Source organism: Candidatus Arsenophonus phytopathogenicus (assembly GCF_056113345.1).
The window spans coordinates 1,927,866-1,950,668 of sequence record NZ_JBUIOB010000017.1; the positions used below are offsets into that span (position 1 = coordinate 1,927,866).

At 36.5% G+C, this 22,803-nt stretch carries 14 protein-coding genes and 6 pseudogenes; 12 read left to right on the forward strand and 8 right to left on the reverse strand.

Features of this window, described 5'->3' with window-relative positions:
• Nucleotides 1-23: 23 nt before the first annotated feature.
• Together pyrD and AC01GB_RS14000 are read left to right on the forward strand one after the other, a co-directional pair.
• Entirely contained in the window at nt 24-1,040 is a 1,017-nt protein-coding gene (gene pyrD, locus AC01GB_RS13995; protein WP_474452279.1) for a quinone-dependent dihydroorotate dehydrogenase, read from the forward strand.
• A 223-nt stretch (nt 1,041-1,263) separates the two neighbouring features.
• A complete protein-coding gene (locus tag AC01GB_RS14000) occupies nt 1,264-1,812 on the forward strand; it encodes a cell division protein ZapC (protein ID WP_474452281.1) in 549 nt (182 codons plus the stop codon).
• 18 nt (nt 1,813-1,830) lie between these two features.
• On the opposite strand, the pseudogene AC01GB_RS14005 reads toward AC01GB_RS14000, so the two are convergent.
• Nucleotides 1,831-2,910, reverse strand: a pseudogene (locus tag AC01GB_RS14005) (YcbX family protein).
• Between the two features lie 102 nt (nt 2,911-3,012).
• Between AC01GB_RS14005 and rlmKL the strand changes: the two are divergent.
• From rlmKL to pqiC, 5 genes and pseudogenes are all read left to right on the forward strand, one after another.
• Entirely contained in the window at nt 3,013-5,130 is a 2,118-nt protein-coding gene (gene rlmKL / locus AC01GB_RS14010; protein ID WP_474452283.1) for a bifunctional 23S rRNA (guanine(2069)-N(7))-methyltransferase RlmK/23S rRNA (guanine(2445)-N(2))-methyltransferase RlmL, read from the forward strand.
• Nucleotides 5,131-5,133: 3 nt separating this feature from the next.
• Entirely contained in the window at nt 5,134-7,044 is a 1,911-nt protein-coding gene (locus AC01GB_RS14015; RefSeq protein WP_474452285.1) for an ABC transporter ATP-binding protein, read from the forward strand.
• Nucleotides 7,045-7,077: 33 nt separating this feature from the next.
• Nucleotides 7,078-8,369 (forward strand): annotated as a pseudogene (pqiA, locus tag AC01GB_RS14020) (membrane integrity-associated transporter subunit PqiA).
• Nucleotides 8,362-9,553: pseudogene (locus AC01GB_RS14025) on the forward strand (MlaD family protein). The pseudogenes pqiA and AC01GB_RS14025 overlap by 8 nt, the downstream one beginning before the upstream one ends.
• Nucleotides 9,550-10,104: pseudogene (gene pqiC / locus AC01GB_RS14030) on the forward strand (membrane integrity-associated transporter subunit PqiC). Before AC01GB_RS14025 ends, pqiC begins: the two co-directional pseudogenes overlap by 4 nt.
• 70 nt (nt 10,105-10,174) lie before the next feature.
• Here pqiC and fabA read toward each other — a convergent pair.
• Together fabA and AC01GB_RS14040 are read right to left on the reverse strand one after the other, a co-directional pair.
• Entirely contained in the window at nt 10,175-10,693 is a 519-nt protein-coding gene (gene fabA / locus AC01GB_RS14035; protein WP_474452287.1) for a bifunctional 3-hydroxydecanoyl-ACP dehydratase/trans-2-decenoyl-ACP isomerase, read from the reverse strand.
• A gap of 88 nt (nt 10,694-10,781) precedes the next feature.
• Nucleotides 10,782-12,521 carry an AAA family ATPase gene (locus AC01GB_RS14040; RefSeq protein WP_474452288.1) on the reverse strand — a complete coding sequence of 580 codons (1,740 nt, stop codon included), beginning with the start codon at nt 12,519-12,521 and terminating at the stop codon, nt 10,782-10,784.
• A gap of 652 nt (nt 12,522-13,173) precedes the next feature.
• On the opposite strand from AC01GB_RS14040, the gene matP reads away from it, so the two are divergent.
• Complete coding sequence (matP, locus tag AC01GB_RS14045) at nt 13,174-13,623, forward strand: macrodomain Ter protein MatP (protein WP_474452289.1); 450 nt, start codon at nt 13,174-13,176, stop codon at nt 13,621-13,623.
• A 121-nt stretch (nt 13,624-13,744) separates the two neighbouring features.
• Here matP and ompA read toward each other — a convergent pair whose 3' ends face one another.
• Both ompA and AC01GB_RS14055 read right to left on the reverse strand, forming a co-directional pair.
• A complete protein-coding gene (gene ompA, locus AC01GB_RS14050) occupies nt 13,745-14,800 on the reverse strand; it encodes a porin OmpA (RefSeq protein WP_474452290.1) in 1,056 nt (351 codons plus the stop codon).
• A 527-nt stretch (nt 14,801-15,327) separates the two neighbouring features.
• Complete coding sequence (locus tag AC01GB_RS14055) at nt 15,328-15,693, reverse strand: SulA-like leucine-rich domain-containing protein (protein WP_474452291.1); 366 nt, start codon at nt 15,691-15,693, stop codon at nt 15,328-15,330.
• Nucleotides 15,694-16,175: 482 nt separating this feature from the next.
• On the opposite strand from AC01GB_RS14055, the gene AC01GB_RS14060 reads away from it, so the two are divergent.
• Together AC01GB_RS14060 and AC01GB_RS14065 are read left to right on the forward strand one after the other, a co-directional pair.
• Nucleotides 16,176-16,415: a hypothetical protein gene (locus tag AC01GB_RS14060; protein ID WP_474452292.1), complete on the forward strand. Its 240-nt coding sequence runs from the start codon at nt 16,176-16,178 to the stop codon at nt 16,413-16,415.
• 61 nt (nt 16,416-16,476) lie between these two features.
• Entirely contained in the window at nt 16,477-16,761 is a 285-nt protein-coding gene (locus AC01GB_RS14065) for a TfoX/Sxy family protein (RefSeq protein ID WP_474452293.1), read from the forward strand.
• A 69-nt stretch (nt 16,762-16,830) separates the two neighbouring features.
• Here AC01GB_RS14065 and yccS read toward each other — a convergent pair.
• Nucleotides 16,831-18,966 (reverse strand): annotated as a pseudogene (gene yccS, locus AC01GB_RS14070) (YccS family putative transporter).
• A 136-nt stretch (nt 18,967-19,102) separates the two neighbouring features.
• On the opposite strand from yccS, the gene helD reads away from it, so the two are divergent.
• Entirely contained in the window at nt 19,103-21,157 is a 2,055-nt protein-coding gene (helD, locus tag AC01GB_RS14075; RefSeq protein WP_474452294.1) for a DNA helicase IV, read from the forward strand.
• Between the two features lie 85 nt (nt 21,158-21,242).
• On the opposite strand, the gene AC01GB_RS14080 is transcribed toward helD, so the two are convergent.
• On the reverse strand, nt 21,243-21,704 hold the full coding sequence (locus AC01GB_RS14080; protein ID WP_474452295.1) for a methylglyoxal synthase: 462 nt from the start codon (nt 21,702-21,704) through the stop codon (nt 21,243-21,245).
• A 158-nt stretch (nt 21,705-21,862) separates the two neighbouring features.
• On the opposite strand from AC01GB_RS14080, the pseudogene AC01GB_RS14085 reads away from it, so the two are divergent.
• Nucleotides 21,863-22,276, forward strand: a pseudogene (locus tag AC01GB_RS14085) (CoA-binding protein).
• A gap of 51 nt (nt 22,277-22,327) precedes the next feature.
• Here AC01GB_RS14085 and hspQ read toward each other — a convergent pair.
• On the reverse strand, nt 22,328-22,648 hold the full coding sequence (gene hspQ, locus AC01GB_RS14090) for a heat shock protein HspQ (RefSeq protein ID WP_180560911.1): 321 nt from the start codon (nt 22,646-22,648) through the stop codon (nt 22,328-22,330).
• Nucleotides 22,649-22,803: the final 155 nt, after the last annotated feature.

Sequence of the window (22,803 nt, forward strand, 5' to 3'; positions counted from 1 at the left end):
TCTATCAAAAAAAGGTACAGCCAATGTTTTATCCCCTTATCCGAAAGGCGCTATTTCGCTTAAATCCAGAGCAAGCTCATGAAATTACCTTCCGGCAGCTTAAATATATCATGCATTCGCCGCTTAAGTTTTTGATCCGGCAGTCGGTCAATTTTAAGCCAACGACTTGTATGGGATTGACATTTAAGAATCCATTGGGATTAGCGGCCGGTCTTGATAAAGATGGTGAATGTATTGATGCTTTTGGCGCGATGGGATTTGGTTTCGTAGAAATAGGGACGGTCACACCTCGGCCACAACCTGGTAATGAAAAACCTCGGCTGTTCCGCCTGGTTGAAGCTGAAGGGCTTATCAACCGCATGGGATTTAATAATCTAGGTGTTGATAACTTGGTTGAGAATGTTAAAAAAGCGAAGTACGACGGTATTATTGGTATTAACATTGGCAAAAATAAAGATACACCGATTGAACAGGGTAAAGACGATTATTTAATTTGCATGGAAAAAATTTATTCATATGCAGGTTATAGTTATATTGCTGTCAATATTTCTTCACCTAATACGCCAGATTTAAGATTGTTACAATATGGTGAAGCATTGGATGATTTATTGCAGTCAATTAAAAATAAACAACACTTATTAGCACAACAATACCAAAAGTATGTTCCTGTGGTGGTAAAAATTGCGCCTGATTTAACCGAAAAAGAGATTATCCAAATTAGCGATAGCTTAATTCGCCACCAGATTGATGGCGTTGTTGCCACAAATACAACTTTGGATCGGAATTTAGTGAAAGGATTAAGGTATTCAGAAGAAGCTGGTGGATTGAGTGGCCGACCTGTGCAATTGAAAAGCACTGAAATTGTGCGGTTATTGACCAAAGAGTTAAAAGGACAGTTGCCAATCATAGCTGCTGGTGGAATTGATTCTTTGGTTGCAGCAAGAGAAAAATTGGCAGCAGGGGCATCATTGTTACAAGTTTATTCTGGATTTATTTATCACGGCCCTAAATTAATTAAAAATATTGTTAATTATATTTAATGTTAATTTAGGATTATAAAAAATTGACTGCTTTTTTATATCATTAATATTTATTTTGTAATCTGATAATTTATTAAATTCAGGCTTTTCTTTGAATATCTTTACGTAAAAACTCGAAATTTTTTCTATTATCTCTATTATTTATTTTATAGAAGTATTTTTTAATTTTAATTAGTATGGATTTTAAGCTTGTAAATAGTGTGATCAGATTGAGGGGTGATAAATGAAAATAAAACCCAATAATCAGTGGCGCTGGTATTACGATGATGAACATGAAAGGATGATGTTAGATTTGGCTAATGGAATGTTATTTCGTTCATGTTTTCCAGCAAAAATGTTGGTGGCATCTGCTTATGGAGAAATGACTTTTAATATTGATGATGCGGGGTTATATCATTGTATTGAAGAACAGCTGAAAAAATTATCACTTTCTGATGAGCATAGTGCGGAATTAATTTTAAATGCATTAGTTGCTTTTCGTTTTTTAAAGCCGCAGATGCCTAGAAGCTGGTATTTTTTGCCAGTAAATTGCCACGATGATTTGGTGTTGGGGGATGTTGTTCAGGTTCATATTGAAAATAGTGGACAGAAAGCATTGTTTTTAGTGGCAGAAGCAGGAAAATATGCCAGCTTATGTTTATTAATTGAGCCTAGTTTAGTTTTGAAAGATCGGGTAATGAGATTTTGTGATCCGATTAAGATTATGAATAATCGCTTAATGATTTATCAACCACCAGCCAGTAGTTTAATATATGAAAGAGCTGTTTCATAAAAAAATAACCTGAATTAATCAATCTTCAAAGTTTATATAATAACTAAATTGTGCAGCATCTTTAAACCAACAGTAATATCCATCATTCATTGATGACGAATGATGGATAAGAATTAAGCTTAATAGTAATTTAATATTTGTTTTGGGAATGCAACTACAACTCAGAATCACGCCATCTTCTTTGATTGCTGTTTTTGTCAATGGGATCACTTCACCTGCTATTAGTTTCATTTTACAACAACCACAAATGTCCGCTCGGCAAGAATAGGGAATTTTTAAGCCATGCTTTTCCAATTGTTCCAAGATAACAATTTGGTTATTGGCTAAATATTCTGTGCCATTAACATCGATTAATAATGTGGTTTCTTTTTCTGGATTAATTATCTGAGGCTTAGTTGATTTTCCCGTTTTATATTGCTTAGGTTGTTTTTTAGTTAAAATTTTCACCGTATCGCCAACGCGGATCAGACCGCTATTTTTAGCGATCGCATTTTGGCCAAAATCAATTTCTCCATGCTCATCAGGCGGAAACTTTGTAGTGTTGTTAACGGTTCTCCAGTCGGGTGCTGTGAGCCATTATCAATATTTACTGTCGTCAAAATGCAGCGGCTACAAGGTTTAACAAACTCGAAAACAACCTCACCGATTTCTATTGTATGCCAGCTATCTTCAGCAAAATGAGAGAGGGATAGCTGGAAATTTTTTTTATTCGGCGGTTGGGTATTTTACCTAACCACCTTAATTGAACAGCAGAATTAAAATATTGCGACAGCCGTTGATTAATCTTTGCTGGTGCGGCAAACGCGGTAAAATGATTGCCCCACACTTCAGTTGGTAAGGATGGTTAATAAAGTCTTTATATAAAATAGTTGTTGTTTGCTTATCAGGTGCCTATATTTGAATGCCATTTTCAAGTATTATTGGCTTAAATAACAGCATTTGTGGATATTGCCGCGCAGTAATAAACCCACCTTGATCATTGGGAACCATAAAATAGCGATCGAAAACCAGGCCACTATTTTCTGCATAAGCTTGTGACAAACGAATGCCTTTCATTGATTTAACTGGATGGATATAAAGACGAGATAACCGGATCATTCTTAACTCCTGTTTAAGCGCGATAATTTTGCTAGTAACTTTATGATATGTGCGCAGGGTTAGCTATAATGTGCAGCAATTTTTTATTCAGGTGACAGCGATATGAGAGCTTTGTTTGCTACTACGGCATTTGGACTGGAAGAATTACTTAAAAGTGAACTGGAAGCATTAGGAGCAAAGTATTGTCATATTGCTCAAGGTGGCGTGCATTTTCAAGTTGACGAACGTGGCATGTATTTGAGTCTGTTATGGAGTCGTTTAGCATCGAGGATTTTATTATCCTTAGCTAGCTGCCAGGTTTTTAATGATATGGATCTCTACCTTGCAGCACAGACAATTGATTGGCCGGATTTGTTTACCGTTAATGATACTTTTGCCGTTTATTTTAATGGAACTAACCAAGTTATCCGCAATAGCCAATATGGGGCTTTACAGGTGAAAGACGCTATTGTGGATAGCTTTACGCGTAAAATCAATAAACGGCCCAACATTGCCAAACAGCAACCCGATATACGGGTTAATGTCCATTTATATAAAGATAACGCCACCATATCGTTGGATTTAAGCGGTGATCCGCTCCATATCCGTGGATATCGTAGTTTAGCAGGGCAAGCGCCTATCAAAGAGAATTTAGCGGCTGCCATTGTTTTACGCTCAGGTTGGCAGCCTGGTTTGCCAATGGTCGATCCGATGTGTGGTTCCGGCACATTATTAATTGAAGCTGCAATGATGGCCTGTGATCGTGCACCTGGTTTAACGCGTCAATTTTGGGGATTTCAATGCTGGTCGGGTTATAATCCAACGCTTTGGACTGCTGTAATTGCTGAAGCGGAAAAACGGTTTCAGACGGGGCTCCAGCAAGCGACTGCGCTTTTCTATGGCTTAGATATTGATCGCCACATTTTGGAAATAGCCAAGAAGAATGCTAAACAAGCCGGTGTTCACTCTTTAATAAATTTCCAACCGGGTGATGCGGCTAAATTGGAGAATCCATTTACATTTGCTCAACAGGGGTTTATCACTAGCAATCCACCCTATGGTGAGCGTTTGGAAAGTGAACCTGCTTTAATCGCGCTTTACAGTCTCTTAGGCCGAGTATTAAAAAATCAGTTTCCAGGCTGGCGTTTATCGCTATTTAGTGGTTCGCCAGAACTATTAGCCTGCTTAGGGCTGCGAGCCGAACGTGAGTTTAAAGCCAAAAATGGACCGTTAAATTGCATTCAGAAAAATTATCTGTTATCCGCTAAAACGGTTGGCAGCCATAGCATGGTTGGCGAAGATTTTGCTAACAGGCTGAAAAAAAATGAGAAAAAACTTAATAAATGGGCCAAACAACAAGGAATTGATTGTTATCGCATTTATGATGCTGACTTACCTGAATATAATGTTGCAGTTGATCGTTACGGCGAACATATTGTTATTCAAGAGTATGCGCCGCCCAAGAGTATAGATAGCCATAAAGCTAAACAACGTCTGTTTGATGTGATCAGTGTAACCATGCAGGTATTGGCATTAACTTCCCGCCAATTGGTGTTAAAAACACGCCAGCGCCAAGCCGGTAAGCAACAATATGAGAAATTATCCCAGCAGGGTAAGTTTTTATTAGTTCATGAGTATAATGCCCAATTATGGGTAAATTTAACCGATTATTTGGATACAGGATTATTTTTAGATCATCGTTTGGTGCGTAAAATGTTAGCGAATATGAGTAAAGGAAAAGATTTCTTGAATCTGTTTGCTTACACGGCGTTGGCATCGGTACATGCGGGTCTCGGTGGTGCTCGTTCAACCACCAGTGTTGATATGTCGCGCACTTATTTAGAATGGGCAGAAAAAAATTTACAGACCAATAAATTAACCGGTCAGCAGCATCGGCTGATTCAGGCTGATTGTTTAGCTTGGTTAGCGCAGACGACAGAAAAATTTGATTTGATTTTCATTGATCCACCCACTTTCTCCAATTCAAAACGAATGAATGCCACCTTTAATGTGCAACGTGATCATATCAACTTGATGATGCAGATTAAGCGCTTGCTGCGTCCCGGCGGTACAGTGGTATTTTCTAATAATAAGTGTGGTTTTAAAATGGATATGTCAGGCATTACTCAATTAGGATTAACTGCCAAGGAAATCACTCAGCAAACCATTTCACTTGATTTTACACGTAATCGCCAGATCCATAACTGCTGGTTGATTGGTCATGCAGATAAGGAAAAGTAATTTATGTCATTAATTAATATGTCAGCTGCTTATCTGGCTTTTAGTGATGCGCCGTTATTAGATAATACAGAGTTGCATATTGAAGATAATGAAAGGGTTTGTTTGGTTGGCCGTAATGGTGCCGGCAAATCAACCCTAATGCGCGTATTGACCAAAGAACAACCGCTTGATGATGGTCAGGTCGTTTATCAGCAGGATCTGCAGGTTGCTCGTTTACAGCAAGATCCACAGCGTAATATCTGTGGTACTGTTTTTGATTTTGTCGCTGAAGGTGCTAAAGAGCAGGCAAATTATATTAAATCTTTTCATAAAATAGCAAAAATGGTCGAACAAGATCCCAGTGAAAAGAATCTTAATAAGTTAGCTGAATTGCAGGAGGTATTAGATCGCGATAATTTGTGGTTACTCGATACACAAATTAATGATGTGACTAAGCAATTGCAGCTGCCAGCTGACAGTCCGTTATCTGCATTGTCCGGCGGTTGGTTACGCAAGGCTGCATTGGCGCGTGCTTTAGTCTGTGGGCCACGGGTTCTTTTTCTTGATGAACCGACCAACCATTTAGATATTGATACCATCTTATGGTTAGAAAATTTTCTAAAAGATTTTCAGGGTAGTATCGTGTTTATCTCCCATGATCGCTCTTTTATTCGCCATATGGCAACTCGCATCATTGATCTTGATCGGGGTAAATTAGCTTCCTGGCCGGGCGATTATGACGATTATCTGATCAATAAAGAAGAAGCATTACGGGTAGAAGAGCAGCAGAATGCTGAGTTTGATCGTAAATTGGCACAGGAAGAAGTTTGGATCCGCCAGGGAATAAAAGCCCGGCGTACTCGTAATGAAGGCAGAGTGAGAGCATTAAAATCCTTACGGCTAGCACGTTCTGAGCGACGCGAGGTAATGGGGACGGCGAAGATGCAGGTTTCCGATGCAAGTCGTTCAGGCAAGCTAGTGTTTGAGCTTGAAAATGTTAATTATCGCATTGGCAATAAAGTATTAATTGATAATTTTAGTGTACAAGTGCAACGTGGCGATAAAATAGCCCTAATCGGGCCTAATGGCTGCGGCAAGACAACATTGCTCAAGTTGATGTTAGGACAACTTGAAGCGGATAGCGGTAATATTTACCGCGGTACCAAACTTGAAATTGCTTATTTTGATCAACATAGAATGACGCTAAATCCGGATAAAACGGTGATGGATAATTTAGCTGAAGGTAAACAGGAAGTAATGGTTAACGGACAGCCGCGTCATGTGCTTGGTTATTTACAAGATTTCTTGTTTCATCCTAAACGGGCCATGACACCGGTGCGAGCCCTTTCAGGTGGAGAGAAAAATCGATTATTATTGGCACGTTTGTTTTTAAAACCCACTAATTTGTTGATCCTTGATGAACCGACTAATGATTTAGATATTGAAACACTTGAACTATTGGAAGAGTTCGTTGATAGTTATAAAGGAACAGTATTATTGGTTAGCCATGATCGTCAATTTGTTGATAATACCGTAACTGAGTGCTGGATGTTTGAAGATCATGGTAAAGTTGAGCGGTATGTGAGTGGTTTTTATGACGCCTCTTCGCAGCGTAGACAAAAAATTTCTTTATCGCATGCTACTGTTAGTAAAGCCAATATTGCGGCAGTGGAAACGGCTAAAGAGCAGCCAAAACGAAAAAATAATAAAATTAGTTATCATTTATTAAGAGAACTAGAACAATTACCGCTGCAGTTAGAAGCGTTAGAAGCTGAAATTGCCATCTTGCAATCTCAAGTTAGTGCGCCGGAGTTTTTTAATCAGCCCCATGGTGTTACTGAATCAGTATTAAAAGCGTTAGCTGAGAAAGAAGCAGAAATGGAAATGACATTTGAGCGTTGGCAAGAATTAGAATCACTCAAAGATAGCCAATAATTTGGCATTATGACTGTATAGAGGAGAGAAAAGTTGTGCTCTCATAATCATCTTAATGAAAGTTGTCATAATAAGATACTCTGCCCCAATGTGATTTATTGGTAGCATTACCGGTTTTAGAACAAGGCACTAAAGCCAGCTGTCCACGCTGTCATACTGTTTTATCTGCTAAGTGGAAGTATCCAGCTAATCAACCAACTGCAATTGCGATTAGCGCATTAGTGATGTTGCTTATTGCCTGTTTATTTCCTTATGTAAAAATGAGTGTCATGGGCATTGAACGTCAAATTTCATTGTTTAATATTGCTCATGCTATGTTTGATGTAAATTATGCTAGTCTTGGCTGGTTTTTTCTCCTTTTTGTCGTGGCAGTACCCGCTTTTTGTATGGTTGCCATTATTTTATTATGTCAACGAGTCAATCTCCCGCTTTGGTTAAAAAATAAATCTTGCCAGGACGTTATTTCAAATGAAAACCTGGTGCATGGTAGAAATTTTTCTAGCTGGTGTGCTGGTTAGTTTTGTAAAACTAATGGCCTATGGTGAAATTACTTTGGGTATCAGTTTTGTTCCTTATTGTTTTTTTTGTTTGTTGCAGGTCAGGGCATTTCAATGTTTAGATAGACATTGGTTATGGCAGCAAATAGGTGAAGTGCCAAAGCTTGAGATCCCGCTGCAAGAAGGCAAAAGTGGTATTAGTCAAAACGTCAGATCCTGTCATATTTGTATGGCCATTTTGCCATCTGAACGTAAATACTGTCCTCGTTGCCATACCAAAGGCTAGTTAGGCGACCTAATAGTTTACAAAACACCATGGCATTATTGCTCTCCTCAATAGTCCTTTATATTCCAGCAAACGTTTTGCCTGTTATGATCACCAATACATTAGGTAGTAGACTAGACTCTACTATTATGTCCGGTGTTATTTTGTTATGGGGCGATGGTTCGTATCCGGTCGTCATTATTATTTTTATTGCTAGCATTATGGTACCTAGCTTAAAAATAGTGGCAGTAGGCTGGTTATGTTTTGATGCTAAAGGTTATGGCAATCGGGATCCGGCGAGGATGCATTTTATTTATGAACTTGTTGAATGGGTTGGACGTTAGTCAATGATTGATGTTTTTGTGATTGCAGTATTATCGTCATTGGTGCAAATGGGACGATTAATGAGCGTTTCACCGGTGCTTGGGGTGATTTTATTTGCTGCTGTTGTAATTTTAACCATGTTTGCGGCAATGACTTTTGATCCGCGTTTAACTTGGGATCGCTGTAATGTTGTATCGCAGAGTAGAATTCGGTTAGAAAAGGAGTTACAAGGTGGCTAATAAAGATAACACTGACGCGCAAGCAAAGATCAGTAAACTAAAAAGCTGGTCACCGATTTGGATCATTCCAATTATCACCATCTTTATTGGTGCCTGGATCCTAATTTACCATTTTAGCCATTTAGGTCCTGAAGTGACATTGATTACTTATAATGCCGAAGGTGTTGAAGCGGGAAAAACCAAACTTAAAAGTCGTAGTGTTGATATGGGCTTGGTGGAAAAGTTTCCCTTGATAACAACTTTAAGCGTGTAATTATTAAAGCACGTTTAAATTATGGCATGAGGGAATAACCGGCTTAGGTACGCTATTTTCTGGCGTATTTATTGAAGTACAACCTGGCAATAGTGAACAGCATGTTGAGAAATTTGACTTATTGGGTTCGCCGCCATTAGTTTCACCTGATGCTAAAGGTATTCGAGTGATTTTGACTAGTGATCAGGCTGGTAGATTAAATACTGGCGCCCCAGTTGAATTTAGAGGAATTCGCTTAGGAACCGTGATGGAGGTTCCGTTTGATTCTGAGAAATTACGGCAAAAATTGGATAATGAATTCCGTATTCCGGTTTTAATTCATATTGAGCCTGGTCGTGTTAGCACCGATATTGATCTAGAAAAAGAGTTTGCCGCAGCATTAAGACAAGGATTAAGAGCAGCTTTAAAATCGGCTAACCTAATTACCAGAGCATTGTATGTCGATTTGGATTTCTATCCAGAAAAAGGCCAATGGAAAGGGTCATTAAAAGTTGCTGGTTACGATATTATTCCAACAGTCAGTGCTGGATTATCACAGATCCAACAAAAAGTTGTTGAGGCATTAGATAAAATCAATCGTCTGCCGATTGAACCTATGATAAGTCAAGCCACAAATACGCTAGCAGAAAGTCAAAAAACCATTCGTGAAGCACAGCGTACTTTATCTGAGTTGAATAAACTGATGACTAGCAAAGACTTTCAAAAGATCCCTGCTGATCTGCAACAGACTTTGCTTGAATTGAATCGGGTCATGTAAGGTTTGCAACCAGGATCACATGCCTATAATAGAATGATCGATAATATGCAGCGTCTTGATCAGGTGTTAAGAGATATGCAACCCGTTATCAAGACATTAAGTAATAAGAGTAATGCACTTGTTTTTGAAGCAAAATTGATCAAGGATCCAGAACCGAAGAAGGTGACAAAATAATGAGATATTTGGCATGGATTTTGTGTTTTTTACTTATCGGTTGTAGTAGTGGTATTGAAAAATCTTATTATCAATTACCAACAACGCCGAGCTTAGTGACTAAAAAAAGTGATTTACTAGCGCAAAAACAGCTTTGGGTACAGACAGTGCAATTGTCTGGAATATTGGCAGCTAATGGTATTACTTACCAAACTAGCGATGTTAATTATGTTAATGCAAACAATCATCTATGGGCAAGCCCGTTAGAACAGCAATTGATGTAAAATTTAGTCAATCAGTTATCAATAATGTTGCCTAATCGATTAGTATCGGCTCAACCACTGGAAAACAGACCTGATAGCCTTAATGTCTTTTTGACCGCTTTTCATGGCCGTTATGATGGTAAAGTGATTATCCAGGGAAACTGGATTTATAAAAGTGATAAAGGTATTATCAAGCGAGATTTTAGTCTGCTGTTTGATCAAGATGAAAATGGCTATTCGGCATTAGTTAGGACGTTAGCAAGAAGCTGGACTCAGGTTGGACAATCTATAGCGAGCCAATTATCTTGAATGTATAAAATATAACATATTTGCCCCTTCAGCTTGATAACAGAAGGGGTTTTCGACAAAAAATCTGGCTTTAAAAGCTACTTGTATCTTGAAATAAACCGACTTTCAAATCTTTTGCTGTGTAAATACACTTATCATCAACCAAGACTTCACCATCAGCTACACCCATAATCAATTTTCGATTAATAACACGTTTTAAATGGATATGGTAGGTTACTTTTTTTGCGGTTGGCAAAACTTGTCCAGTAAATTTGACCTCACCTACGCCCAGAGCCCGGCCTTTACCTTCACCACCGAGCCATCCCAGGTAGAAACCAACGAGTTGCCACATTGCATCTAAACCTAGACAACCAGGCATAACGGGATCATTAGTGAAGTGGCAACTAAAAAACCATAAATCAGGTTTGATATCAAATTCTGCTTCGATAAACCCTTTATCATAATTGCCGCCAGTTTCGGTCATTTTTGTGATGCGATCCATCATCAACATATTACCGGAAGGTAATGGCGGCCCATTTTCACCAAAAAGTTCACCTCTGCCGGAAGCATCCAAATCTTCTTTTTTATAGGAGTTGCGTTTATCAACCATATTACTAAATAGCCTTATTATTAATAATAAGGCTAAAGAATAGCTTACACTTGTAAGCTGAGCAACTCCGATCAGCTATTTTTTTAATTTAATTTAGCCACTTTAGCAGCCCCATGAATTTGGGTCTTTCTTGGTTATTAGCCTGAGTAATTCGTTCTTGTATTAAAGCTAACAGATGTAAGTTATTTGTATCATATTGTTGCTTATAGTAAGCATGTTTGGTTAAAATTGAAATGGCTTCAGAAACGTGTTCAACCGGCCAAATGTGAAATACGCCAGATTTGACTGCCGCAATAAGATCGGCTTTTAAGCATAAATGACGAATATTAGCCGCAGGAATGATAACGCCTTGCTGACCGGTTAATTCACGTTGGAAACAGACATTAAAAAAGCTTTCGATTTTTTGGTTAATACTACCAATCGGTTGTACATAACCGAATTGATCTACTGCACCGGTAACCGCAATTTGCTGATTGATAGGCTGAAGAGAAAGTGCACTAATTAATGCACAAAGTTCAGCTAATGATGCGCTATCACCATCAACTTCATTGTAAGACTGTTCAAATACGATTGAGGCAGAAAAGGGTTGTGGCTGTTCAAGCTTTAATTCGTAATTGAGATAGGCTTGCATAATCATCATGCCTTTAGCGTGAATATTACCGCCCAGCTCAACTTTACGTTCTACATCAGTAAGCTCACCATCACCGAAGTGAGCAACACAAGTAATACGTGATGGTTCAACGATAAGTTCTGGATGGCCTGGGTACTGCATAACCGATAATCCATTGATTTGGCCAATCATTTCACCTTCAATTTTAATAAAAACTTGTTGTTGCAGAATATCATCCAGATTGCATTTGGCTAGGTAGCCGTGTTGCCACTGGCGCTGTTGCATCGCTGTTTGGAACGATTTTGCAGTTAACTGGTTATCCTGTTGAAATTGATTTGCCTCAGCTAAACAACGAATGAGCCACATTCTATCTAGCGGTAGGATAGATTTGTCTTCCGTATATCGAATTGCTTGAGTAATGAAAGTTGGCCACGCATCAGTCGTTAAAGCAGGAAATTGGCAATCGGTAATAATTTGTTTAATAAATTGCATCCATAGCGATAATTGACCACTATGTTCAAAATTCAATTCAAATTCATATTCGCCATACGTAGCTTGAGAAAAAAGCTCAGGCTCTTTTGTTTTCAGTTCTTCAAGGCTAAAATGATCGCCGACCAAAATGAGCTTAATATCAAGTGGCATTGAATCAATTGGATAGGGTAAAAATTGATTATCATTGGCTGGAAGCCATTCAAACCGTTTTTGCATCACCATCTGTTTTAAGCGCTGCCACATTAATGGCTGCGCTAATAATGTACCAACAGAAAGTAATAATACTCCGCCATTGATTTTATGTAATAGTCCTGGCTCTAAGTGAACACTATTTTGATGTTGATGAACACTGCCAAATAATTGAGGCATTTCTATCCAATTACAGAAATAGACCGAATGACAGGGCGTAAATGATCCTTTAGTGCCTGCTTGCCAATGAAATCTTCCATTTGATTGTTGATAATCCCCAGTGATAGCTACTGAGGATGGATTAATATTTTTAATGCATTTTGCTAACTCAGATAAGTAGCTTTGGCATTCTAATGCTTTAATGACAGCAAAAGGAGAATAGGTTGGTGTTAATAAAAACCTTTCAAGACTATTATATAATCTAGGTTGAATGATGGCCAAAGTGGCATTATCTAGTTTATCAGCAGCAGCAAAAAGATTAAGATAAGGTTCATAATCAGGTGCTAAATTCTGCCATATTAATTCGTTACTAATCACGCTATTTTTCAACTTATAATTTAGATAAAAAGTTTATAAATTATCCTCAATATCCTGATTGTATGAAGTCAAGATAGAAGACATTTTAGAAGTACGCTATTGTTTTTAGAGAAACAGGTACATTTTACTATGAAAACAAGATATCCGTTTCCAGCATTATAAAATTTTTAGGATGAAATCATTATATTAACGTTTGTTTAAATTTATGCCACTATTAATTTTGTATATTTTAAATATAATTTTATTCATAAACTGTAGTAATAAGTGCAATAAAAAATGTAAAAGTCTAGTCAATGTAAATAATTTGGGACGGAACATTAGTAACTAATGGTTAATATCCAAGTAGTAAGTTAATGACAAACCAAGTAGTAAGCTAATGACAAAAACCACTAATACAGTAGATAGAATGTATTATTTCAATTTAGAACATAGTGAAGGTTACTAGCTATAAATGTGAATAATCATATTTTATCGCACTAATTATGATTTTTTGTCGATTGGCTTGTATAAATAGGAAAAATTATATTTTTTGCTAACATTTCAATATAGTGTGTTTTCTTACTAAGATTTTATTAAGTTGGTTAAAAAAACAAACGTTTTTATTTTTAAATGTTGTTATAATTATATAAGTTACGTTGTCACAGAGATGGTTATGAAATATCAACAGCTTGAAAATCTTGAATGTGGTTGGAAATGGGATTACTTGGTTAAAAAGTATCGCGATGGTGAGAATATCACTAAGTATATAGAAAAAAGCGCCGTTCAGGATGCGATTGAGCAATTGTTGAAATTAGAGAACACCCCAACAAAAGTGATAAACTGGATAAAAAATCATATCTCGCCAGATTTATCCAATCGAATGAAGCAAACAATTAGAGCCCGCAGAAAGCGACATTTTAATGCCGAGCATCAGTACTCATGTAAAAAATCTATCGATTTAGATTTTTTTGTCTGGCAAAGACTATCTATTTTAGCAAGAAAACAAGGCTGCACGCTCTCTGAAGCTATTGTGCATCTTATTGAAGATGCAGAGAGAAAAGACCAGTATGCAAACCAAATGTCGACATTTAAGCAGGATTTGCAAAATATACTGGGTGACTAGAGTAAAAAATAGGATCTAAATCTGGATTTTTTAACTATCTTAGCAATAAATTTTAAGCAAAAAAATAACCCTTTTTTAAAGGGTTATTTTATTTGTAAATAAATAATTTTTTAAACAGATACTACGGTTGCGGAGTTACTTCTGTAATACCTTGGATCTCGATTTCAACTCGACGATCTGGTGCTAAGCAATTAATTAATGCAGCGCGAGGTTTTACGTTATTACAAGTACTACCTGTTACTGGATTTTCTTCTCCGCGACCTTGTGAACTAATTGCGTTCGCTGGAATCCCTTTAGAAATCAGGTAGCCCATAACTTCATGTGCGCGTTTCTGAGATAAAGGTTGGTTGTAGGATGGTGAACCAATACGGTCAGTATAGCCAAGAACCATCACACGACCTTGAGTTGGGTCAAGATTCGTTAGTTCGCTATACAACTTATCAAGTTCTGCTTTACCTGCTGGCTTCAAGGTATGTTTATTGAACTCAAATAAAACGTCAGAACGTAAAGTAAAACGTTTGTTTTCGATTGGAGCTGGTGCTGGTGCTGGTGCTGGTACAATCACAGGCGCTGCGTCTTGATTGAATCGATATGCAACACCAACGCTCAACATCCCATTATCTGGACGAACGGATAGTGAATCTTTATCACCAATATGACTCACCCATTGATAATCTAAACGAGTTGCCCATTCAGGGGTAATAGCATATTCAAGCCCTAGCGCATAAACTGGAGAAACACCAGTGTCATGCTCTTTAAAGGGATCTTGACCAGGTACGTTTGCTTTTGCATCAGTCCGCCATACCATACCACCGAGACGACCATAAACATCTAATTCGTCTGTCAGTGGATAGCTTAGACGAGCGGTTAATTGAACACCCATCGATTTCAGGCTACCGTTTTTGGGCTGACCAGAATATCTCATTCTGCCAAACCAGTCATAACCTAATTCGAAACCGAGATATTGATTATGTTGGTAACCAACATAGGCACCAGCGCCTAGTTGATCGCGCTTAGTTTTACCACTGCCAACATTTTCATCGTAAGGATGAAAGCCGGTACCTTCAAAGTGTGACCAACCTAATTTAGCACCGGTATACCAGGTATTATCTTTGGGTGCCGCCTGAGCTGCAGTTGTGAAAGCTGCCACTGCTACTGCGATAGCTATCTTTTTCATTTTACGCCTCGTTATCATCCAATATAGGCATCAGCTTCTTGAGCTTTTTTATAAGCCGTATGGTTTAAAATGCTGGTTAAGTTATTATGCTCTACTATCTTCTTTATCTGCCTAAGGAATTATTCAAATAAAAAGTAGAATCAAAGCACTACTTTAACGTTGTAAAGTCTACAACGAACTTCAAAAGTTACAAGTAGAGGAAACATTAATCTCATTAACTTTTTAAAAGGCAATCGGTGAATTATAGATATAATTGTATAACTATATTGCCATGGTTAAAGAATTAGCCAAATGATTTATATTATTTTTTTTTGTTTTTGTCTATTGTTGTTTACAATTCATCAAATATATTAGGAATAATCCTAATCTAGGCTAGTGATAATAATTAGAATGAATTTTTAGCTAATTAGAATGTCCGCGGGCACAATTTATATTTTCAGGCTGCATAACAAAGCCAATACTGTTTCCTAGCTGTGCTGCATGCTCTAAATGTTGTAAACATGATGGTGATACAGTCGGTAACCAGCCTAAGACAATACAATACTACAATTACCGCTAGATAATGCTTTTATCATAGCAATAACGCTCATTTCTGGGTTTAGTGAATTTATTTGTACTGTTTTATTTAATGGTAGCTCTGAATTAATCAACCAATTACGGCTTAATTTTCGGTTAGGATTTAGCCATAATAGCCAACGAGATTCATCGCGAAGCCGGAGTAATAATGATGTCAGAAGTGCTTCAACCATAGGATTATTTTCATTATATACCCATTCATTAACTACGCCGTTTGAATATACTGGCGCATTTCTATAATTTGGTAATAGTAAATTTTGGACATTACTAGGTTGATTCTCTGTTTTTATTGGGTAATTCCATGTGTTGGTATTCATATTGACCTCAGCTTATTTCTGTACATATATACAGTAATTGTATATTCATATAATATCAAGCCGATTTTTACAAAGCGCTTCGCAAAAAATTAACTTTTCTGCTTAATTGAACATTTAATTGTTGCAGTTTGGATAGGATTGCGTATTTTTTATTCTGCCTGTTAAGTAGAATATTTTTATTAACTATTAATGATTTAAGTCGATATATGCGCCAGTTTATTTATTATAAATATTGAATATAAAGGGTAACTATTAAGTTATGTTTTGTAATTGGTAAGATATTTATTTAGCTATATTTAATTTAATATTAAACGATGCTTAAGGTTTTATTTGTCGCCTTTTGTATACACGGTTTTGCAATAATCAAGGAGGTTTTTAAAGTGGGTGAAATAACTTAATAAATTTTCTTACTATTTTAACTGATTAAAATATGGAGAAGTATAAAAATATTAGATTTGTGAGCGTTCACATGGAGAGTGGCAATGATGCTTTTATTTGATTCTCGTTTTTCTCGTTTGCAAAGCCTAATGGAAAATTATGGCCACATAAAGAAAAAACTGCATTTCGGGGGTTATTGTATTCTAGTCAATCATGTCATTATTGGGCAGGTATTGGATGGCGAGTTTTATTTGCTGAACTTCAATTTGAAGTGTCAGGATTGCAAAACTGATTTATACCAAGAAAGGCGTTCCTCTTATATTAAAGTATTTTTTTATCAATGAAATGCTTTGGAATGATAATTTACTTTTATGTTATTAAATTGATCTCGCTTATAAAGCGGCCGTGGAAGATTTATCTCAGAAACAGCATTCACATATCAGGATCAAAGACTTACCAAATATGAATATGTCGATAGAAAGGGCATTAGGTAAAGTAGGGATTAGCGATGTAGACTATTTAAAAATGTTAGGTGCTAAAGTTTGTTATTTAAAATTAAGGCAGAAGAAAGTCAATCTGAGTATTAAATTACTATTTGCATTAGCTGGGGCTATTGCAGGCTATCATATTTCAGTACTTCCTGAGTCAATAAAAATTGAATTAATTACTTGGTACAATAGCCTAACGTAAAGAAATACATCAAGAAAATGATTTTATGGCCAGTTTTATATTTAATAAAATGTACTAATTATAACTATTTTAGTCTGGTTCTTGTTGGTTAATAAAAACAATCAGAGAGGTGATTTCTGGCAACAGGTTAATTAATAATAATTGCTCAACAATGAGTTGTTCTTTGTTATTTTTCCTAATTGAATGGTTTGGAAGCTTTGAATCAATGGGTTGTCTAACTCTTTGACTGCTTGGTTATTTAATAAGGCAAAATTCAACGCCGACTCAATATAGGCGATTGTACTATCAAGAATAGATAAAATAGTTTGATTATTAAGTTGTTCGCGATGTGCTCCCAAGGCGGAAATATAACCCAACATGCTGTGATTAAGGCAGAGTAATCTAAAAATTTTTTCTGGAGAGATATTATTAGTTTTTATTCTGGCTAGCATATCGGATAGAATGGAAACTAGTTCTGCGTTATTAATTTGGGCATCGCGACGGGCAATACGATAATCGACACTGTTATTTCTACCTTGATGATATTGAAATAAAATAGTGGCAAGATAACGGCAATTACTGTTTAATGTTTGTTGCAGGACTTTAGGTAGTTGTCGAAATTTCCAATCAGGCCAAATATAATTTACTGCAATCCAAACAATGCTACAACCAATGATTGTATTAGTTACTCGGGGAAGAATAACGTTGAACCCTTCACCCAATAAGTTAAAACTAAGTAAAACCAGCAGAGTAATAAATAAGGTGGCTTGGGCATATTGACCATTGCGGAAGGTAAAGAAAAGAACGCCACTAATAATAATGAGTAAGAGTTGTCCTTCGATAGAGGGTATGAAATAGAGCAGTGGTAACCCAATTAGAATAGCGGCGATGGTTCCAATAATACGTAAGATTAAGCAATTCTTAGTTGCAATATAATTTGGTTGGTATACAAATAAACTTGTCAGTAATATCCAATAACCCTGTGGTAGATTAAAGCATTGAACAATAATATAACCGGTACACAATACTACTGACATTCTAATCGCATGGCGAAACAGTGTTGAATTAAGTGTTAAGTTATTGGTAAGTTTTAGCCAAAAGTCACTGATGTTAGACAATGAATTGTCAGAAAGTTGTGTTTCTGTCAATGATTGGCTATGTGCAGTTTCTGTTTGCTCAACAGCAATACTATTAAGTTGAGTATCTATCTCTTTAAGATTAACTAATAGGTTATAAAGTGCGTTTATTTGTTTGTTGTTGGAATATTGTTGTGTAAGGTGTTGCAATGAATTTTCCAGATTAAAATGCATATTTAAATTTTGCATTATGCTGATACCTTGTATGAGATAAAATGGAGTGAGCAATCGATTGGCATGCTTCAGCTTGCATTGATAATAATTTCTGGAATCGGAAAAGAATATCACTATGCGGAAAATCCTGATTTAAATTTTGATATTTAATGTGTGATGAACTTGCTCGCTCATGGATATCTTGAACAATAAAATAGTAATGTAGGCTATTGCTAGTCCCTGATTGGTTTTTATTATTTTTCAAGCGACTAAGCAGTATTACTTTCATTTGATTCATAGTATTGACCAGTTTGCTATTGGCCATCGCAAGAGCAAAGATCGATTGTTGATAATTTTCTTCAATCTCGGGGTTAAATAAATTGGCTTTATTAGCTAGGTAGATAGAAAGCTGTTGGTAACATTGGGCTAATTTATTATGTAAGGGCTGGATAGGAAGAAAAATATGTCTGATAAGTGTTAATAAATAGTACCAAATAGCCTCCATAAGTAACAGTATCGGTTGTTGATACCAAATTGTAAAAATAGCCGTTCCAAGCATGGTATAGATTGCGACCAGAAGTGCGCCAAAGGCGATTGTTCCATAGGGTAACCCGAGAACACCAAGAAATGTAAAGCTAAAAGTTGATAACGCTAAGCCAATAAAAAATAGCCACGGGTAGGGAAATAGTAGCTCAACAGTGACCGAGGCAATCAGAAATGATAATAGGGTGATGGCGATATTACGAAGCTTACCAATAAATCGATCATCAAGATCAGTTAATGCAGAGGCAATGACACCCAGTGTTAAAGGGATAGTTATTTTAAGTTGTTCACCTAAAATCCAAGGGAGTAATGTTGTTCCTGAGAGCGCAATTAGTATTTGGATATAATAAAGGATGTTGCTATTATAAAATACATGGCGAAAGCTAGAGAACATGGTAAGTACAATAACCCCTAATTTGTCAGCATACTGATTAATAGTATAAAAGCATCCATAATAGCCTATAAGGTTTAGCAAAGAGAAAAAACTTTTCCTGCCATCGCCTAACACATTTTAGCTAAGGTAGTGTGTAATGGAATTGAAATCGACACATGTAGGTCAGCGTTTCGCTCAACATCCTTATAATCGAGTTCGTCTATTGAATGCGGGTGTGGAAGTGAGTGGTGAAAAACATCAGTATCTCATTCCGTTTAATCAACTTGTTGATATACGGTGTAAACGAGGTATTGTTTGGGGAGAGCTTGAATTTGAATTACCAAGCAACCAGGTAGTTCGTTTACACGGTACCGAATGGAACGAAACACAACATTTTTTTCATTATCTTATTGATATATGGGAAAAATGGAGTCAAGAAATGAGTTCGATTTGCTCAGATGTTTTATCTGAACAAGTGCAAGAAATAGAGAAGTACTTAATCCAGGATAATTGGTTTACCCATGCGCAACTTACTCTGTTGCAAAATCAAATTAATAGCAGATTAAATGCCCTTCCAATGCCGCTTGTGCGTTTAAATGAATTCACAAGTTGCCGCCAAAATTATGCTGTTTGTCAGCATTGGCTCCATTTGAGCCATCAGGCACTATGTGACATTAATCAATATTGGGTCGCTCGCTTGCTTAAGCAGTACTCTGAATTTTTTCAGCAACTTACTATTGCTCCGTTAAACCAATCTCAAATCAATTGTGTGGTCAATGGTGAACAAAATATTTTAGTATTGGGCGGACCAGGTAGCGGTAAAACGTCTGTTTTGATAGCGAAAATGGGTTGGCTTTTACTCAGGCAACAGGCTATTGCTGAACAGATTTTATTACTTGCGTTTGATGAGAAAACAGCAAAAAAAATGAATGAATTGGTTCATACTGATTTAGGGCAGCCAGCATTTCAGGCAAAAACTTGTAATAGCTTAGTACTGCATATTATTCAAAGTTGCAGTAATAAAAATGTCGCTATTAGTGAATTAGAAATAAATGAACAAAAAAGACATAATTTTCTGATCAGTGAATGGCGAAAGCAGTGCCATGAGCGAAAAGCGCAGGCAAAAGGGTGGCGTGAGTATTTAACGCGAGAATTAGCTTGGAATATAGCTAGCGGTGAGTTTTGGCATGACAAGCAATTAGCAAAAAGATTAGTGGTTCGTTTAGATAATTGGCTTAATTTATTACGTATACATGGTGGCAGTCAGAAAACAATAAGTGAATTAGCAACGCCAGAAGAGAGCAAGCAACTGCAAATGGAGCTGCGATTAGTGGCACCCATTATTAAAAGATGGAAATCGATGCTAAAAGCCGAGGGGGCAGTTGATAGCTTAGGGCTGATACATCAGGTAATTAATTTATTACAGAAAGGAAAATTTATTAGCCCATGGAAATACATTCTAATTGATGAATTCCAAGATTTTTCGCCATTAGAAATGCAGTTACTGCAGTTATTACGAGAACAGAGTACACAAACTCACTTGTTTGCAGTTGGTGATGATGGGCAAGCAATTTATCGTTTTCCGCTAGCAAAATTAAATTTAATTGCTTCTTTTGAACATTATTTTGGTCAAGGAGTTTATTGTACACTTGATACTATTTATCGTTTTAATGATCACATAGCTAAAATTGCTAGCCAATTTATACAAATGGATCCTAAGCAGCAGATTAAACCATTAAAAAGTTTTGTTAAAGCAAATAAAAAATCAATAGTTTTATTACCAGAAGAGCAACTGGAAAGTCTGCTTAATAAAATGAGTGGTTATGTTACTGAAAAAGAGACGATTCTCATTTTATCACGTTATTTTTATTTGCAACCGGCTGTGATTAAAAAAGCTAATACCCGTTGGCCTAAATTAAATATTAATTTTATACCTATCCAAGCTGCGAAAGGGTGTCAGGCTGATTATGTTATCATCCTTGGATTAGACCATGGAATAAATGGTTTTCCTATATGTGAACCTGAGTCTGCAATAGAAAAAATATTATTATCAAAGTTTAATATTTTTCCCAACCTACAAGATAGACGTTTATTATACGTTGCTTTGACTAGAGCTAAAAAGCAAGTTTATTTATTGTATGATAAATTAACACCGTCTATTTTTGTTGAGCAATTAAAAAGATTAGGTGTATCGCAACAAAAAAGAGCATGACTGTTATTTATTATAATTTTTTTATTATTTAACTGGATTATTGCTATTGTTGTTAAAAATATATTTTAGCAATTATAACTTAACGTTATTTGTCAATTCGGGTTTTAAGGTATTTTTGATAATTGGGGATCTCAATTTCAGTTTCATGATCAAAAGCCGACGATGTGATAATGAAATCAGCACTAGCTATATTCGTGGCAACAGGAATGTTCCATACAGTAGCGAGTCGAAGCAGCGCTTTTACATCTGGATCATGTGGAACTGCATTTAATGGATCCCAAAAGAAGATCAAAATATCGATTTTTTGTTCGGCAATCATCGCGCCAAGTTGTTGATCTCCTCCCATTGGGCCACTGAGCATATTAATAATCTTTAATCCGGTATGTTGATGAATTAAGTTACCCGTTGTACCAGTGGCAAATAATTTGTGTGTTTTTAGCACAGAAATATGTTTTTGCACCCATGTTAGTAGTGATAATTTACGGAGATCATGGGCAACCAAAGCAATATTTTTATTTTTTTCCAATCTGCGAATAACGGATTCCATAAATTTCCTTACATTGATAGATATTTACTAGTTTAGCAACTAAAGCACTATGCCAATATTGATTGAGTTAACTCAACAAATTCTACAAGTGTAGTAGCACTTTATTGCGATTTATATCATAGTTTAGTAATTATTTTTTAAATTATGGAGTGTTATAAATGGATGATCAGAAATTGACAGATGTTTTAACTAAAGTAAAATTTATAGCATTAGTTGGCGCTAGTGATAAAGCTGACCGTCCAAGTTATAAGGTGATTAAATACCTTATAAATCAATGATATAATGTGATCCCCGTCAGTCCAAAACTGGCAGGCAAAGAATTACTCGGTCAAAAAGTTTATGCCCATTTAGTTGATATTCCATATCCAATTGATATGGTTGATGTTTTTATAAATTCAGCCGCTGCCTTTGAAGTTGCCGAACAGGCAATAGCAATTAATGCAAAAGTAATTTGGCTACAATTAGGTGTTATTAATCAAGAGGCTAAAAAGATGGCTGAGCGAGCAGGATTAGCGGTGGTGATGAACGCTTGCCCTAAAATAGAGATACTTCGCTTAGGCTTAGAGAAATAGATCAAGGAAGATGATAGACTAACCATCTCCATTGATTGTATTTAAAATTAGTTAATTACGTAATTGCGGGGCTCTAAGTTGAGTTTTAATTGATTCCGACAGCTCATCTAGCGATGACTGTTCTGGGTGCTCATCAGAAGTTTCATAAGTAATCTGGGCTTCAGCCAGATAAGTGTGAATAGGTTCACCATTATCATCTTCCATAACGACATGGTACCAGGGAGCTGAGCGTAGAGCTGCATTAGCTGCAATATCGTCATCCTGTGGTTTATCCAGAGAGTATTCGGCGTCAACATCGACGATTACTCCAAGATAACCCAGGAGTTTGTGCCTTACTTGTTGCCCAATACTAAATTTACTGGTAGTCATCATAGCTACCTCCTAGAAGCCTTGCATATTCTATAGGTAATGATATGTGGGTAATAATATAAATTTCAAGCAGGTCACTCTGTTACGCTAGTTTCTTAATAACTCTAATTCATGTAGATTAAAAACTCTATACTATGAGAGTATCTGTTGTTTACACA